The organism is Mesorhizobium sp. M6A.T.Cr.TU.017.01.1.1, from assembly GCF_004023115.1.
GTDB lineage: Bacteria > Pseudomonadota > Alphaproteobacteria > Rhizobiales > Rhizobiaceae > Mesorhizobium > Mesorhizobium mediterraneum.
In genome coordinates, this window is record NZ_RZTA01000018.1 from 1 (window position 1) to 15,626 (window position 15,626).

Sequence of the window (15,626 nt, forward strand, 5' to 3'; positions counted from 1 at the left end):
CCCTTGTTCTCGAGGATCTTGCCGGCAACGATCGATGCTTCCGCACCGCTCTCCAGGACGCGGCCTCGGTGGCCGGCCTGCTGGTCACCACCGAAGCCATGATCGCGGAGGCTCCGAAGAAGGAGTCGGCTGGCGGCGGCGGCATGCCTGGCGGCATGGGTGGCGGCGGCATGGGCGGCATGGGCGGTATGGATTTCTAATCCAGCTCTGGCAGCTTTCGCAACGAGAGGGCGGCAGCAATGCCGCCCTTTTTTTGCGAACCTCGGTCCGATAAACGATCGGCGCCAACGCCGGCCATCGGCGTTAGCGCAACCTCAAAAGAACTGTCGAGTTGATTGCGGGCGACTTTTGCGTCATCAGAGGCGCAAGGCGGTCGCGTGTGAGGATTGCGCGCTCCCATGGGCGGTTTCGGCATGTGCCTCGCCTTCGACATCGGCATTGAGGCCAAGCAGGAAATCGGCGGCTTTCGAGGCATGGCTTGCGGCGCGGAAGATGGCGCGGTTGTCCTCGCGCAAAACCGTCAGCCATGAGCCGATGTAGTCGGCATGGCGCACGGTCGGCTCGATGCCGAGACTGCTGCAGATGAAGGCTGATGCGATTTCGGCGACCAGTTCCTCGCGCGCATAGGTCTTGGACCCGAAGGAGCCGGACAGGTCGCGCGCGAGTCGCGTCGGGTGGCCGGTCCAGTGGCCAAGCTCGTGAAAGCAGGTCCGGTAATAGTCAATCTGGTGGAAGAAAGCCGGCTGCGGCGGCACCTGTATGGTGTCGCTGCCGGGCATGTAGAAAGCGCGCTCGCCGCCGATGCGAAAATCAGCGCCGGTTGCATGAATGAGCGCCTCGGCCTGCGGGACCATCTCGCGCTCAGGCAGAGGCTCGCCGGCGGCGTAAAGATATTCGGGCAGATTATCGCACTGCGCGACATTGAAGACGCTAAAGCGCTTCAGGAAGGGCACCGCCTGCGGTTCGTCGCCATCGGTGTCGGCGCGTTGCTTTTCGTTCTTGGGAACAAAGCGGTCAGCGTGAACGATGGTGGTGCCGTGCTCACCCTTCCTGACATTGCCACCTAGGGAAAGCGCCTGCCGGAAGGTGAGCCAGTTCTGGCTGGGGAAACCGCGATCGATGACCCCGCCCCACAGGATCAGGATATTGATGCCGGAATATCGGCGCTGGGTGGCCGCATTCCGCGGCAGGCCGAGGCCTGTCCTTGCCCTGCCCCACGGCTTGACCCATGGCACGGTGCCGCGCTCCAGTTCGGCAATGATGCGGTCGGTGATTTCCTGATAAAGGCTGGCGCCGGTGCGCCCGCCACTCTCTGCGCCAGCCTGTCGGCTGCCGCAACGTTTGTTGTTTGCACGCATCGTGATGTCCTCCGCTCTTCAATCGCGCCCTCCCCGGAAGCGGGGTGGGCGGCGAAAGCGACCGGAAAGGCCCGACGTCGGAGGCGGACTGCATCCGCAGGACCGGAACGGAGTGGAGGACCCGAAGCGAAAGCGAAGGGTTGCGGGACGCCGCGGCGGGCCTAGAAGGGAGTGCTGCCCGCCCTGCGCCACCGGGGAAGGCCACGATAAAAACGACGCCGGCCGACAGGCCGGCGACCGTCAGCAGCCGAAGGCTGCCCCGCGCCAGGGGGCGAAGCCGCAGGGCCAAGACCGCCTGAGCCTGGCGAAGATAAGCGGGCTCGGTTCACGAGCACCCGGCCAGCGCCTTCAGGCGCGGGCGCTCAGGATTGTTGTTGGCGCCCACGGCAGCTGGATGACCGCAACAAGATGCCGAGGAGCAACAGCAAAGCCAGCTGCCACAAACGGCACGCTCCGGCAACAACAGCGTGGCCGATCTACAGATGCTGCCCCGCACGAGAGCCTGCACGCTTTGAGCGCGCATCGGCGAGCAAGCGTTGCAAGCTGGCCATGTCGACCAGGTGGGCGATCACTATATCGCCGACCACCAACGCGGGCGTACGGTCGATGTGCAGACCTTTCGCGAGTGCGCGGACGCGCGCAAGTTCATCTGCGATGGCCGGATCTTGCATTCCCGCTTGAGCTGCTCCACGTCAAGGCCCACACGCGCTGCGATCTTGAGAGTGATCCTTTCAATGATCCAACTGGGGGAAGTCATAAGGGCGCGGTGGAATTCGTCGAACTTTCCCTGTTTTCTCGAGGCGAGTGCGATTGGGAATCCGGTCCCAGGACCGGGAACCGTCTGATCACAAGCTTCAGATTGGGATCATTCTTGAAGGCTTTTTGGTAGTTGAGATCTGCCAGTCTGCAATGCGGACAGTTGTGGTAGTCATTGAATATGACCAGAACGGCATCGCCTTGCGGGTTGCCGGCGATTGGCGAAGGGGGTCGTTGTCGAATGCGCCGCTCCACTTTTGCCTGTCGATCGACCACGCCTGCCGGTGCAGGTTCGCGCTATATTGGCTCGCCAGCACGGCGAGGAGTAAAAGAAGAGCTGCGACAGTGATGGCAGTCGGCTTAGACATGAGTCTCCAATCCATGGACGGCGTGGCAGCAACGGCCCGCCTTTTGGTGTAAAATGCTTTTGATCGAGCCCCGCACTTGCCACAGGGCGCAGTCGCGAGGGCGCACAGCTATAGATGCCGGTGCGCTCTGGCGGTTTCTGGAAAGATGGCCTTGCGCCATCGGGCCCACCCCACCAGCTGAGCGTCGTTCGCGCGGGCCGGGCAACCGCGACCGCCATTCACCACGCCGGGCGACTGACCGTCCGCCCGGCAGAGCGCTGAAGGGTCCCCGGACCTTCCGGGTTGCCGGCGATTTGGCGAAGCGGGGTCGTTGACGAGTGCGCCGCTCCACTTTTGACTGTCCATTGGCACGACTGCATGGGCGGGGGCGGCCTTTCCCGCGGCGGGTGCGCGCTATTATGGCTCGCCAGCACGGAAAGCAGCACGGCGAGGAGAAAAAGGAGAACCGCGAGAGTGGTGGCCGTTGTCTTAGACATGAGGCTCCAATCCATGGACGGCGTGGCAGCAACGGCCCGCCTTTTCGGTGTAAAATGGGTCGCTTTTGATCGTGCCCCGCAGTTGCTACAGGCGCACAGGTGCGGGTGCGATCTGGCGGTTTCTCAAATACGGCTTTGCGCCATCGGGCCCACCCCAATAGCTGAGCGTCGTTCGCGCGGGGAACTGCGTTCACCACGCCGGGCGACTTGACCGTCCACCGCCAGAGCGCTGAACGGTCCGCTAGTGAGGCGCTCCCCGAATCGTCGTTTATCCCGCTCGCCCCAGACCGGGCGACAGCCAGCGTTGCCGCTACGCTGCGGAGAAATATCGTCAGCGCGTGGCATTCGGACATAAGCTGATCGACGCCAAGAATAAGACCCACGGAGGTGACCGGTGCGGCCGGAACAAGAAAGAGCGTTGCAGCCATTGTGACGAGGCCTGCACCGGTAATGCGGGTTGTTCCGTTCGAAGGGAACAATGCGACGAACAGCATGAGGATCCGGCAGCCGATCGGCAGATCAGTTTTCGTCGTCTGGGCGATGAAGAGGGCGGCGAGCATCATATTCGTGCCGTCCAGATTGAATGGAATGAGACCCACGACCGAATGCGTGGCGCCGGCCTTTTCCATCTTCTCCATGAGCGAGGGCAGCGCGGCCTCCGAGGAGGACGTTGCGAGCAGCAGCTCGTCCTTGATGTATCGGACGAGAGAGAAGATCGAGCGGCCGTTGTAGCGGCAGACCGCGCCGAACAGGACCGAGAAGAACAAGACTTGCAGGATGTCGCCTTCCGCGAAGGCACTGGCAATGGTTGATGGGATGATGTTCATCAGGAAGCTGGTCACGGACTGCTCGTGAGCCGTGGCCACATAGCCCTTAACGGCTTGGACATCGAGCGAGGCCGGATCGATGTTGAGGCCGGCGCCAGGCTGAACGATATTCGCGACAATCAGTCCGACAACGAGTGCAAGTGTCGAGAAGGTGAGGAAATAAACCATCGCCTTGGCGGCAACTCGGCCGACCTTCTGCAGATCGCTCATGCCGGCAATGGCGGTCGCAATTGTCAGGAAGATGACAGGTACGGTGATTATCTTGACGACATCGACGAAGGCATCGCCGAGCGGCTTCAGGCTCTGGCCGGTCTCCAAATGGAAATAGCCGATTGCGGCACCCAGGATTATGGCGGCAAGCACCTGCACGTAGGCTCGGGCAAAATGGCGCTTGCGGGCCGCTGCGTTCGCTATGGGGACTTGTGGAACCAACACCGTTTCTCTCCTTGACCGGATCGGGGTGGGGCTCCTCCTTCTCCCATGCAGTGCTCCGGTCGAACGCTGCGCCCCCTTCTGCGCAAGCGATGTGCCAAATAGCAAAGAGGGGAAATCGCTCTCCCGCACTCGCGCTGCGGTTGCCAGTCAACTATGGAAGGGTCAGTTCTTGGGAATTCCAAAGGTCGCTCTTTGCTTCGGCGCAGCTTGGCTGGCTGGAAGGTTTCCTGTTTGCCTTGGGGTCTGGGACCTGCGTCCAGATGGTCAACATTTGCCTGCGCGCCGCACGGGGCTCCAAAGATTCAATCGAGGACGGGCCCTCTTCGAAAACGGGGGCAGCGTTGGTCAAGCCCTTCCACCCTGCTGTCCCACCAAGGGTGTTCAGAAGCTCAGTTCACGATCAAGCGATGGATCAGCTTCATCTGGCGTTTGCGCCATCGCGGCGGCGTTGCAAGGGGTCTGCCAAGGATGAGGAAGCCGCGAGGCAGGGCCCGAGACCTAGACTCCATCCTCATCAACAGCGCGCTCGGCTCGCGTTAGGAATGTTCGAACCGCAGCACGATCAGGTGGGCCACACCGTTGGTCGGAACCGGAACCCGACGAATGATCGTTCGTGACCGACATCTGTGAACAAGCAGTGTGTGTCATTGCAATCACCACCCATTGCGCGCAATTGCCCATATGGCCGTGAATGAACTGGATTTGGTGATTTTCCAGATGGCGGTGGAAAGCGTCCGCTTGCTCTCTTCAAGCTTTGATGAGAAGGCGGCTGAGATAGCCACGAGGAGCCGTGGTAGCCTTCTTTTCGACGTGCGGGTTGACGGTGACCTGGAGGTCCAGCGAGTCGCAGCCATTGGATATCCAGGCGACAAGATCGGTGTGGTGGCATTGGACCGAGAGGGCCTTGTTAGCTGCTGTTGCCTTGTCAATGGCACCTTCTCACCTTTCATTGCACCGTTGGAGAACTGGACCAGCATGCCCCTGTCCATGCAGGCCCAGATCGATGTCACAGGCTATGCGAGGCTCCTTCTGGCCGCCCTGCGAAATGCTGGACATATGCTGGGCAGGTAGCATCGCCGATGATGTCTGTGATGAGATGGTGCAGACGGCTGGATGAGGCGATCGCTTGCCGGCAGCTTTGGCCGCCAAGCGATCGGTGAGTTCGCAATTGCGTCCTGTAGACTCTGCCAGTTAAGTTAGCGGACAACCATCTGACGAATGCCCGATCTGACAGTCTGGACGGCGCGGCATGCCCTCCTAGGAATGCAGCCGTGGTTCTACTCCATCGGTTGTCCTTGCGTCGAAGGCGACGGGCACACCGTGAACGATGGACGTCGCCGCCACCAATTCCTCAACTCGCGATCGGTCGCTTTGCACGCCGGCATAAGCGTTCGAATGGCGCGGATCGCCTGGGCGGTGGAGAGGAACCGGGCCTTGCCTCTGGACAGAACATAGGCTTCGGCGGCTTTTCACCCGCCTCCCTGAAACTCTGACTGACACGATCTAGGACGGGAGTTCGGCAGCCTTCAAGCCTATGTCCGATACCGGACAATCAGGCAGCGGTGGCCAGGCCGAAATAACGTTGCTCCTCCTCGCCGTAAGCGCCATGCGTGAGTTCCATCAATCCGACGCGGTCGATAATCGTGACCTCGCCGCGCTTGGCACGGACAAGTCCTCGATATTCAAGCATTTGCAGGGCCGTGGTGACCCCGGGACGGCGGGCGCCGAGCATGGTCGCCAGAAATTCATGCGTCAGGTAGATCTTGTCTCCGTCAGAGCGGTCATGGATCATCAGCAACCAGCGGGCCAGCCGTTCCTCGATTTTGGAGTGGCCATTGACCAGTGCCGTCCGGGACGACTGGACAAGGAACGCGTGGGCATAGTCCAGCACTGACGTGCGCAGCGACGGGCTTTCCGCAACCGCAGGACGAAGGATTTCAACCGGCAGGCGCCAGCCATTGCCTGCGACCTGGATATAGGTCTCGTTGGAAGAGCTGTCCTGTCCGAGAATGACGGCAATTCCTGTCATCCCGTCATATCCGATAATGCCGACTTCACATTGCCGTCCGCCGGTCATGGTGGCGACCACCGAGGCGATGCCCCTCTCGGGAAAATATCCATTCCTGATCGGCTGATGCGCGATCTCCAACTGAACGCGATGCAGCGATGGTCGCAACAGCGCGAAGTCCTCCGGCGAAAGGGATTTCAGCACCTGGTTGCGAAAAAGGGATTCGGGCAAGGCTCTCTCCCATGCGGGCAAGAGCGCGTACCTCTTACTGTCGGCTGCATCCGAAGTAACTGACGGCCGATGCCAAGCATAGGCTTCGAAACGCGCGATTGCAAAGCCCTGTCGGGGCAGTGCAGCCATGCTAGAAGTCGCGCGGCCTTACGATAGGCGCGGATGGCAATGATTCCCTTCTGCGGCCACCAAGAACGGCTCGGGCACGCTTTAATCATTCCTACACAAGCTCGCAGGAATGTAAGCGGCGGAACAGTCGGGTGATTCGTACCGCCCTGCCCTTTCAGAAATCAAGTCATTGGACGTCAATTCGGGCTGGAACGCCTCGTCGCGGAACGGCACAGGAAACGCAGCCGGATCAGCAATGGTGGTTCACCTTATGTGCGGTCCGGATGTGCGGTCCGGCGGCTCATCGCCCAATGGCTTGTCGAGGGGAAGTGGAACTCGTCATGTCGCCGCGAACCGTCACCGCGCTAGCGCGGCGCTTTTGAAGACGCCGGTGTTTTCTTTGTGGAACTGAAACTGTGAGGTGATTGATGCATCACTCAAACATTTGCGTATTTCCGCTGCATCGGCGACGCACATTGGTCGAAAGTATCGCCCAGGCCCTCGAGACCAAGAACGGCGAGGCGGCGAGTGCGTTCTGGCGCTGTGCTGCCAAGAAAATGCTCATTCAATTGTCCGATGTAGGAATTGCGCCAGAGTTCGCTGCGCAGGAGGTTGGAAGCCTTCTTCATGCGGTCTTGGACGATATGGCCAACCGAACGGTAATGCACATAGCATAGGCTTGGGCGCTGTTGGATCGCGCGTCAGCTCGGGTCCTTATCGGGGGACTGCGCCGACTGGCCGACGGTCCGGCCAAACCGGCATACCGGCAAAGGTTTGAGGTTGGGATCGCTCACGGCGGCCGGTCCAATATTCCAAGGCGACCTCAGAAGCCACATTGGCTTCTTTCCAAGCGGACGGGCGCCATTTTGGCGTGCTCACGCTGGACTGCGGGTTGCGCCTACGGAAATCCGAAGTCCGGCCGCGCGAGTCGATCGACCGGAACAGTCGAATGCTCGTGGGGCCGGGTCCGCTCAGCTTGACGGCGGGCGGTGGCGGCCGTGAGCAGACTTAACCCAGGTCACGGCTGAGCATCCGCAGGCGCTATGCCGATTGGATGAGAACTGGTTGCCACAACACCGGCCCGTTCAGGCGTCCCCTCCAGCGGATGCGCAAGAGACTGGCGTAGGAAATCTCGAGGAAGCCGGCGACTGCCTCGGTGTTGCCGACCTGCTGGGGCTGTCCGATACGTGACAACGGCCAGGTCGCGAGACGAAGGATCCTTTCGATGCGCGTATCTGTCACAGTTACGATCCCGGAGAGATTGTTGGCCAAGCCGAATTCGATGATGCCCGCGAAGAGCTCGTAGGTTGCTTGTGCCAGGCCGCCAGCAGCCTTCGGCGCTGTCGCAGGGAGATCGAGCGCGAAACGACTACTCTCCCAGATATCGGCACTCGCAGGGACCACCATCTCATCCAGCAGCGCCGGAAACGTATCGCGCAACATAGTCGGTCCGGTGGTCGGCAAAAGGCGGACGCAGCCGCAAGTTCGCCAATCGGACCCCTTGAGAAGTAGGTAGACGGGGTTCAGGCTGTCAAACGGGTCCGTTTCCATTTCGCCTTCGGTCTGCACTTCCCAATCGAGCCGCTTCTTGAAAACCCGATACCTAAGCCCGTGCATTTCCCTGAGTTCGCTCGCGAACTCGGCGTAGCAGTCGGGTGTTATCAGCTGCATCATTGTCGTCTCCGTGCGGGATGTGTCCACGCAATCGAAGGGCAAAGCCGTCATGAATGCAGCCTGTAGACCTTTACAGCTAGCCTTGGAGAGGATCAGGATCTCGCCCGAGCAGCCATCCGCACTATGGCCTGGTTGATGGTTCGCACGCCAAGCTTCGCCTTGGCGTTTTCCTGATGGAAGGTCACGGTGCGTTTCGAGACACCGAGAATCTGGCTGATATCCCAGGCCGACTTGCCGCACGCCGCCCATTTCAGGCACTCGAACTCCCGCGGGGTGAGCGTTATGCCATCTACCACGCAATCTTCGGCGAGCCTGCGCCGGGCATGGATATGAACGTTGATCGCAACCAACTGCATTGCTTTTTCGTAGCGCGTCAGCGACCTCAAAAGTGGCGGATGCGCCTCGTTGGAGGCGAAGGTCAGTGCGGCGAACCGGCCGCGATGATCATGCATCGACATGGTCAGTCCGCCGCGAATGCCGAACTCAGCTGCTTTTTCCAGGACTTCCTGCTGCGAGGTCGGCAAATAACGGTGATCGCGGTCCACACCCCAGTCGAAGGTATCCCAGCCTCGCAGTCCCCGCAGGATCACGGGATCCACGCTGTGGTAGCGCAGTTGCAGGTAATGTGATGTCCATGATGATGGATAATTCGAGATCAATCGCGGCGTGTCGCCGGAAGCGGATGGGTAGGTGAAATAAGCGAAGAACGGAAAGTCGAACCCGGCTGCGGCGGACGCCATTGCCTCATGGAGATCGACGGCATCGACGCTTGCAGAGAGTTGCTCGACCAAGGTTTCAAATACGCGATGCATCTGCGCTTTGCGTACCTCGCGGAGGTTGCTGGAAGCCGGGCGGAGACGTGGTTCTAAATGATGGCCTGTCCCTGCAGGGCGTACGACGCGCCGCCGTCATCACCGCAATTGCTGTGCTGCTTCCGATTGGAGAGAGCTCCGCGCACCTGACCAACTACCGATGGGTGATATTGCGACGTTATCGATGAGCCGCGTGTCGCCAAGCCAAGCCGCAGCAAGCAAGCGTGCCGGTCGGTCAAGGCTTGCTAACGATTGCAGGTCTGTTTCTCCGCGAAGCTCCAGGTATTCGAGCTCGCGATAGCCGGCAGCCAGAATTGTTGCACGCGCTTCATCAAGCGTAGGCAGGATGGGAGAGCCGCGTGCAAGCCGCTCGGCCGTATCGAGCAGGACCGATGCTAGTTTTGGGGCAATGGCGCGTTGGGCTGGGGAGAGCCGCACGTTACGCGACGATAGCGCAAGACCATCGGCTTCGCGGACTGTCGGACAGGGCACAATAGTGATCGGAATGTCGAGGTCCCGGACCAAGCGCCTGACAAGCTGAAGTTGCTGAAAATCCTTTTCGCCAAAAAAGGCGAAGTCAGCGCCGGCCTGCAGGAAGAGCTTGGCCACGACCGTCGCCACGCCACTGAAATGGCCGGGCCGGAATGCGCCGCAAAGGCATTCGCTGATGCCGGACACTGAAACGGCCGTGGCGAAGCCCACCGGGTACATTTCCTCTGCGTCCGGCACATAGAGCAGATGCGTGCCCAGCGGCGCGAGCTTGGCAGCATCTTCGCTTTCCGTCCGAGGATAGGCAATCAGGTCGGCGGGGCTGTTGAACTGCTTGGGGTTTACGAACAGCGTCACGATCACCCGCTCGGCCCTTTCAAGCGCCTTCCGCACAAGGCTCAGATGCCCGTCGTGCAAGGCTCCCATGGTCGGCACAATACCGATCGTGGCACCCGAGCGACGCCATTGCGCAACGACGGCGCGCAGCTCGCTCACGGTTCGAGCGATCGGCACGCTCATGTGAAGTCTCCGGCCTTCAAGGCGTTGACATAGAGATGTTCGACCGCCGGAAAGTGCCGGTTCCGCACATCGGTGGCGTAAGCGGCGATTGCCGCCTCAGCCTGCTCACCGAGCTCGGCATAGCGTTTGACGAACTTCGGCCGAAATGAGGTGAAGAGCCCGAGCATATCGTCGCTCACCAGAATCTGGCCGTCGCAAGCTGGCGAGGCACCGATGCCGATGGTGGGTATGTCGATATCGGCGGTTATCTGCCGTGCAAGCTGCTCCGGTATCTTTTCGAGCACCAAGGAGAAGGCGCCCGCCTCGGTTACCGCCCTGGAGTCGCGCCTGATCCGCTCTGCATCGGCTCCCCGGCCCTGCACACGATAGCCTCCGAACGTGTTTACCGCCTGCGGCGTCAGCCCCACATGGGCCATGACAGGTACGCCGCGCGCGGTAAGGAAGCGGATGGTTTCCGCGATGGTCTCGCCGCCCTCGAGCTTCACCGCTGAACAACCGGTCTCACCCATCACGCGCGCAGCGTTGCCGAAAGCGTGCTCTGGGCTTTCCTCGTAGGAACCGAAGGGCAGGTCGACGACCATCAGCGCGTGTTCAAGGCCGCGGCGAACGGCCTGTCCGTGCATGATCATCATGTCGAGCGTGACCCCCAGCGTCGACGACAGGCCGTGCAGCACCATGCCGACGCTGTCGCCGACAAGAACGATGTCGCAGTGGCGATCGAGCAGCCTCGCGACCGGCGTGGTGTAGGCCGTCAAGCATACAAGTGGCGTCTGGCCTTTTCGCGATCGAATATCTGGAGGAGTCATCCCTTTTATCTCACCAGCCGCGCTCAACCGAGGCCCCTTCCCTTACGTTACCAACAGCGGGTGTCGCGTTTGGCATATTTTTGTGCGACTGCGAAGAGCTAAAAACAGTGCTTGAGTAGTACGGTGTTGACGTGCTGGCTGCCAAGGTTACATTCAATCGATTAAGGCGCTCCGTTGGGCCAACCCACTTTCGCAAACATGGATCCTCAGACAAGAAGAACCAAGAAAGGCAAAGCCGCCGTCAAAGCTGACGAAGCCAAAGTGGACCTGACTGCCGTCGTGGTCGCCGTAAACGACAGTGAGCCCTGTGTCCTCACAGTCGGTCATGCGGACACCCTCCCTTCTGGACCTTTTGCCCTTGAGCATCGATCACTGCAGTCGGGTTTGAGGGGGTGGGTGGAGCAGCAGACTGGCCATGCACTTGGATACATCGAGCAACTCTACACCTTCGCCGATCGCGATCGCATCGGCACTGAGCGCCACCAGCGCGTCATCTCAATCAGCTATCTCGCATTGACCAGGAAGGAACAGGCAACGAACTCGGCCGCGTGCGGCTGGCAAAGTTGGTACGAATATTTTCCCTGGGAGGACCACCGCTTCGGCACGCCGCCTGTGCTGCTCGATAGATTGCGGCCCCGCCTGATTGAGTGGGCCGGCGGCGCCAGCGAGCCGACCACTCAACGCGAGCGCCGGCAGCGCGCTGCGATAGCCTTCGGCTTCGACGACCGCCATTGGAACGAGGAACTCACGCTCCAACGCTACGAGTTGCTCTATGAAGCTGCTCTGATTGAGGAGGCCGGTGGCGGCAGGGACGCGATTGCGGCCGCGGCTGGCAAACCAATGGTCGCTGACCACCGTCGTATTCTGGCAACCGGTATCGCGCGGCTGCGTTCGAAGATCAAATACCGGCCGGTCGTGTTCGAGCTTATGCGGCCTTCCTTCACGCTGCTGCAACTGCAGCGAACCGTGGAAGCTTTGGCTGGCAGGCTGATCAACAAGCCGAACTTCCGGAGATTGGTCGAGCAGCAGGAACTTGTTGAGGAGACCGGGGAGACCTCCCTCGACACGGGCGGCCGACCGGCGAAGCTTTATCGCTTCCGGCATGCCGTCCTCGACGACAGGGCTATCGCCGGGACAAAATTACCGCTGGCGCGGGCTTGACATACTTATAGTCAAGGTAGATATATTCCCTTATTGTCAAACCGAATATAATCGAGGCGCCAATGACTGGGGCGTTACCTATGGCTGCGTCCCTGTATGAGCGTGTCCGGCGGGTGATCCCACCCGTTGAATGGCCCGCGTTCGCCGGCGATATTGAAGCCATCTTAGCGCTGAAGCGTGAGCGCAATGCGGTGGTGCTGGCGCACAATTACCAGACGCCCGAAATTTTTCATTGCGTGGCAGACATCGTCGGCGACAGCCTGGCGTTGGCCCACAAGGCGGTGACGGTCGACGCTGACATCATCGTGGTTGCCGGCGTTCATTTCATGGCCGAGACGGCAAAACTGCTCAATCCGAACAAGACCGTGCTCATCCCGGATCTCCGCGCCGGCTGCTCGCTGGCCGAATCGATCACGGCAAACGACGTGCGGCTAATGCGGCTGCGGTATCCGGGGGTCCCCGTTGTTACTTACGTCAACACTTCCGCCGCCGTAAAAGCGGAGTCCGACATCTGCTGCACGTCCGGCAACGCCAAGGCGGTGGTGGAATCGCTTGGCGTGGCGCGTGTGCTGATGCTCCCGGACGAATATCTGGCGAGGAACGTGGCAGCCGATACAGACGTCGAGATCATCGCCTGGAAAGGCCATTGCGAGGTGCATGAGCGCTTCACCGCAGCAGACATCCGGGAACTGCGCGATGCCCATCCAGGCGTCATCGTGCTGGCCCATCCAGAATGCCCACCAGACGTTGTCGCGGAGGCGGAGTTCTCCGGCTCGACCGCGGCGATGTCGGATTATGTCGAGCGTGAGAAACCGACGCGTGTCGTCCTTCTGACCGAATGTTCGATGAGCGACAACGTCGCGGTCGCGCATCCCGACGTCGAGTTCGTTCGCCCATGCAATCTGTGCCCGCACATGAAGCGCATCAACCTGGCCAACATTCGCGCCGCACTCGAGCAGAACCGGCATGAGGTCCGGATTGATCCCGAAATTGCCGGCCCCGCCCGCCGCGCGGTCGAGCGCATGCTTTCCCTATGAGTCTGGAGGTTCGCGACATCGCCGGGGCGCCGGTCGTCATCGGCGGCGGCATTGCCGGCCTGATGACGGCGCTTCATCTGGCGCCGGAACCGGTCGTGCTTTTGACCAACGCGCCGCTTGGAACCGGAGCCTGCAGTGAACTTGCCCAGGGCGGTCTTGCGGCAAGTCTCGGGGGCGACGACGGCCCAGATTTTCACCTTTGCGACACGATAGCTGCCGGCGACGGACTCTGCGATGAGGCCACGGTGCGGCGAGTGGTACGAGCTGCACCCGAAGCGATTAGGACGATCCAAAGGTTCGGCGTCGACTTCGACCAGCACCCTGACCGCGCGTTGCGACTTGGGCTCGAGGCGGCACACTCGCGACGGCGGATTGTGCATGCAGCCGGCGACGCCACCGGTCGCGAGTTGGTGCGCGCGCTCGTCGCCGCGGTTCGGCGTACAGCCTCGATCACCATTATCGAAAATGTGGAGGTCCGCCGGCTGGTCGTGCAGGACGGGTCGGTCATCGCCGTGGTCGCAGCAGGACGAGCCGGCGCGCTCGCTCTGCCCACGCGTCGCGCGGTGCTGGCGACCGGCGGCGTCGGCGGGCTGTTTTGCGACACGACAAACCCCGCTGGCTCATGGGGTCACGGGCTGGCGCTCGCCGCATGGGCGGGGGCGGAACTCGCCGACTTGGAATTCATACAGTTCCATCCAACTGCGCTCGACGGTCCGCGCCGGCCGATGCCGCTGGTGAGCGAAGCCGTGCGTGGCGAAGGCGCGGTGCTCATCGATGAGCGAGGAGAGCGCTTCCTCGCCGACACACCTGGCGGTGAACTTGCGCCTCGCGACGTCGTAGCGCGCGCCATTTGGCACCAGCTTGCCGTTGGACGCCGCGTATTCCTGGACGCACGGCAAAGTCTCGGCCCGAGATTTGGCAAGCGTTTTCCAGGCATCGCCGAATTGTGCCGGAGCGCAGGAATCGACCCCGCGACCGACCTGATCCCGGTGCGCCCGGCGGCACATTATCACATGGGCGGCGTCGCCGTAGACAGCGCCGGCCGCAGCTCCATCGAGGGATTGTGGGCCTGCGGTGAGGTGGCCTGTACCGGCCTGCACGGCGCCAACCGCCTGGCCAGCAACTCGCTCACCGAAGCGGCGGTCACCGCGAGCTGGGTTGCCGAAAGCGTTGCCGGCACGTCGTATACCCGGCGACCGCGCAGATGCTCCACATTCGTCCCTCCACGACCAGACGCTTCCGTGGTCCTCCCGATTGTCTCCGCCGCCCTGGGTATCATCCGCGACGGCGAGGCAATGCGCGAAGCGGTGGCGACCCTGCTGCCGATCGCAGCCAATAGTGTCGCTGCCTCTGGTCCGGCTTTGGTCTCACTGATGATCGCCGCGGCGGCCCTGAGGCGGGAAGAGAGTCGAGGCGCGCACTGTCGGTCCGATTTCCCGCTCCACGATGCCAACGTGCGCCCATCACGGCTGACACTGCACAGCGCAATGCGGGCCGCGGCCGCACTCGATTGCCGGGCTACCATACGGAGCACTTGATATGACTTCATTCTCCCCCCTCCCCGCGACCCTGATCGAACCGATTGTGCGCGTTGCGCTCCTCGAAGACCTGGGCAGATCCGGCGACCTGACCACCGATGCGGTTATCCCGTATGATTGCACTGCCACGTTGGTGCTCAAAGCGAGGCAGGCGGGCGTCGTTGCCGGGCTCGATCTGGTCTCGTATGCCTTCCTTCTCGTGGAACCGGCGATCAACATCCAGATCTGGCGCCCTGATGGCAGCGAGGTTGGGGCCGGGGAAACCATTGCAAGATTGTCCGGACCCGCACGAGGCCTGCTCACGGCCGAACGCACGGCCCTCAATTTCTTATGCCGGCTGAGCGGCATTGCCACTGCCACAGCGGCCATGGTTGAGGCCGTGCGCGGTCACAAGGCGAGGATTGTATCGACGCGAAAGACGACGCCCGGGCTGCGGGCATTGGAGAAATACGCCGTGCGCGTCGGCGGCGGTGCCAATCACCGGTTCGGCCTCGATGACGGCGTGCTCATAAAGGACAACCACATCGCGATCGCCGGCGATATCCGCACAGCAATAGAGCGGGCGCGCGCCGCAGCAGGGCATATGGTGAAGGTCGAGGTCGAGGTCGACACGCTGAAGCAGCTCGATGCAGCGCTCGCGATTGGTGTTGACGCGGTGCTGCTCGACAATATGTCGGTCGAGGATCTTGCCCGCGCGGTTTCTATAGTGGATGGCCGTACGATCACCGAGGCGTCCGGTCGGGTGATGCCGAAAACGGCGGCGGCGATTGCGGCGACCGGTGTCGATCTCATCTCCATGGGTTGGCTGACGCACAGCGCCCCGATCCTCGACATCGGCCTGGACATGCCGGACCACCAGAACATCTGCAAGCACTTGAACTGAGGATTACGGCGTGAGGAGCAACATCAGCTCGGCAGACGTAGGAGGTGCTGGAAAGACGTGCCGCAGCTCGCCTTTAGCGAGTGCGCTCCAAAGCCAAGTCGGACCGGGTTTGCCGGTCGACAGACTCCTTAAGGCGTACC

At 61.6% G+C, this 15,626-nt stretch carries 15 protein-coding genes and 2 pseudogenes; 7 read left to right on the top strand and 10 right to left on the bottom strand.

What is annotated here, in order from left to right:
• Positions 1 to 200, top strand: a pseudogene (gene groEL, locus EOB36_RS08260) (chaperonin GroEL); the annotation flags it as partial.
• Positions 201 to 356: 156 nt separating this feature from the next.
• Here the strand turns inward: groEL and EOB36_RS08265 are convergent.
• From EOB36_RS08265 to EOB36_RS34960, 5 genes and pseudogenes are all read right to left on the bottom strand, one after another.
• Positions 357 to 1,358, bottom strand: coding sequence for a zincin-like metallopeptidase domain-containing protein (locus EOB36_RS08265; protein ID WP_126105049.1), 1,002 nt, complete (start codon positions 1,356 to 1,358; stop codon positions 357 to 359).
• Between the two features lie 476 nt (positions 1,359 to 1,834).
• Entirely contained in the window at positions 1,835 to 2,029 is a 195-nt protein-coding gene (locus EOB36_RS34945) for a hypothetical protein (protein WP_051695369.1), read from the bottom strand.
• Positions 2,030 to 2,111: 82 nt separating this feature from the next.
• On the bottom strand, positions 2,112 to 2,303 hold the full coding sequence (locus EOB36_RS34950) for a hypothetical protein (RefSeq protein ID WP_245457302.1): 192 nt from the start codon (positions 2,301 to 2,303) through the stop codon (positions 2,112 to 2,114).
• Positions 2,213 to 2,482, bottom strand: coding sequence for a hypothetical protein (locus EOB36_RS34955; protein ID WP_245457304.1), 270 nt, complete (start codon positions 2,480 to 2,482; stop codon positions 2,213 to 2,215). Before EOB36_RS34955 ends, EOB36_RS34950 begins: the two co-directional genes overlap by 91 nt.
• Positions 2,483 to 3,245: 763 nt before the next feature.
• Positions 3,246 to 4,217: pseudogene (locus EOB36_RS34960) on the bottom strand (cation:dicarboxylase symporter family transporter); the annotation flags it as partial.
• 684 nt (positions 4,218 to 4,901) lie between these two features.
• Between EOB36_RS34960 and EOB36_RS08280 the strand changes: the two are divergent.
• The gene (locus EOB36_RS08280; RefSeq protein ID WP_029354905.1) at positions 4,902 to 5,291 is read left to right on the top strand and encodes a hypothetical protein; all 390 of its coding nucleotides are present in this window, start codon (positions 4,902 to 4,904) and stop codon (positions 5,289 to 5,291) included.
• 481 nt (positions 5,292 to 5,772) lie between these two features.
• Here EOB36_RS08280 and EOB36_RS08290 read toward each other — a convergent pair whose 3' ends face one another.
• On the bottom strand, positions 5,773 to 6,459 hold the full coding sequence (locus tag EOB36_RS08290) for a Crp/Fnr family transcriptional regulator (RefSeq protein WP_095486083.1): 687 nt from the start codon (positions 6,457 to 6,459) through the stop codon (positions 5,773 to 5,775).
• A 536-nt stretch (positions 6,460 to 6,995) separates the two neighbouring features.
• Between EOB36_RS08290 and EOB36_RS34965 the strand changes: the two genes are divergently transcribed.
• A complete protein-coding gene (locus tag EOB36_RS34965; protein ID WP_095486077.1) occupies positions 6,996 to 7,244 on the top strand; it encodes a DUF6074 family protein in 249 nt (82 codons plus the stop codon).
• A gap of 364 nt (positions 7,245 to 7,608) precedes the next feature.
• On the opposite strand, the gene EOB36_RS08300 is transcribed toward EOB36_RS34965, so the two are convergent.
• The 4 genes from EOB36_RS08300 to panB form a co-directional block, all read right to left on the bottom strand.
• Entirely contained in the window at positions 7,609 to 8,241 is a 633-nt protein-coding gene (locus EOB36_RS08300) for an acyl-homoserine-lactone synthase (protein ID WP_095486082.1), read from the bottom strand.
• Between the two features lie 92 nt (positions 8,242 to 8,333).
• Positions 8,334 to 9,053 carry a LuxR family transcriptional regulator gene (locus EOB36_RS08305; RefSeq protein ID WP_029354898.1) on the bottom strand — a complete coding sequence of 240 codons (720 nt, stop codon included), beginning with the start codon at positions 9,051 to 9,053 and terminating at the stop codon, positions 8,334 to 8,336.
• Positions 9,054 to 9,152: 99 nt separating this feature from the next.
• Entirely contained in the window at positions 9,153 to 10,061 is a 909-nt protein-coding gene (gene panC / locus EOB36_RS08310; protein WP_095486076.1) for a pantoate--beta-alanine ligase, read from the bottom strand.
• The gene (panB, locus tag EOB36_RS08315; RefSeq protein ID WP_095486075.1) at positions 10,058 to 10,894 is read right to left on the bottom strand and encodes a 3-methyl-2-oxobutanoate hydroxymethyltransferase; all 837 of its coding nucleotides are present in this window, start codon (positions 10,892 to 10,894) and stop codon (positions 10,058 to 10,060) included. The genes panC and panB overlap by 4 nt, the downstream gene beginning before the upstream one ends.
• Before the next feature lie 171 nt (positions 10,895 to 11,065).
• Here panB and EOB36_RS08320 point away from each other — a divergent pair, with 171 nt between their 5' ends.
• The 4 genes from EOB36_RS08320 to nadC all read left to right on the top strand — a co-directional run bounded on the left by EOB36_RS08320 (position 11,066) and on the right by nadC (position 15,486).
• The gene (locus EOB36_RS08320; RefSeq protein ID WP_024505567.1) at positions 11,066 to 12,028 is read left to right on the top strand and encodes a membrane protein; all 963 of its coding nucleotides are present in this window, start codon (positions 11,066 to 11,068) and stop codon (positions 12,026 to 12,028) included.
• Positions 12,029 to 12,090: 62 nt separating this feature from the next.
• Positions 12,091 to 13,065 carry a quinolinate synthase NadA gene (gene nadA / locus EOB36_RS08325; protein ID WP_095486074.1) on the top strand — a complete coding sequence of 325 codons (975 nt, stop codon included), beginning with the start codon at positions 12,091 to 12,093 and terminating at the stop codon, positions 13,063 to 13,065.
• Entirely contained in the window at positions 13,062 to 14,603 is a 1,542-nt protein-coding gene (locus EOB36_RS08330) for an L-aspartate oxidase (protein WP_128284654.1), read from the top strand. The genes nadA and EOB36_RS08330 overlap by 4 nt, the downstream gene beginning before the upstream one ends.
• Before the next feature lies 1 nt (position 14,604).
• Positions 14,605 to 15,486, top strand: a complete 882-nt coding sequence (gene nadC, locus EOB36_RS08335) for a carboxylating nicotinate-nucleotide diphosphorylase (RefSeq protein ID WP_024505570.1) — start codon at positions 14,605 to 14,607, stop codon at positions 15,484 to 15,486.
• Positions 15,487 to 15,626: the final 140 nt, after the last annotated feature.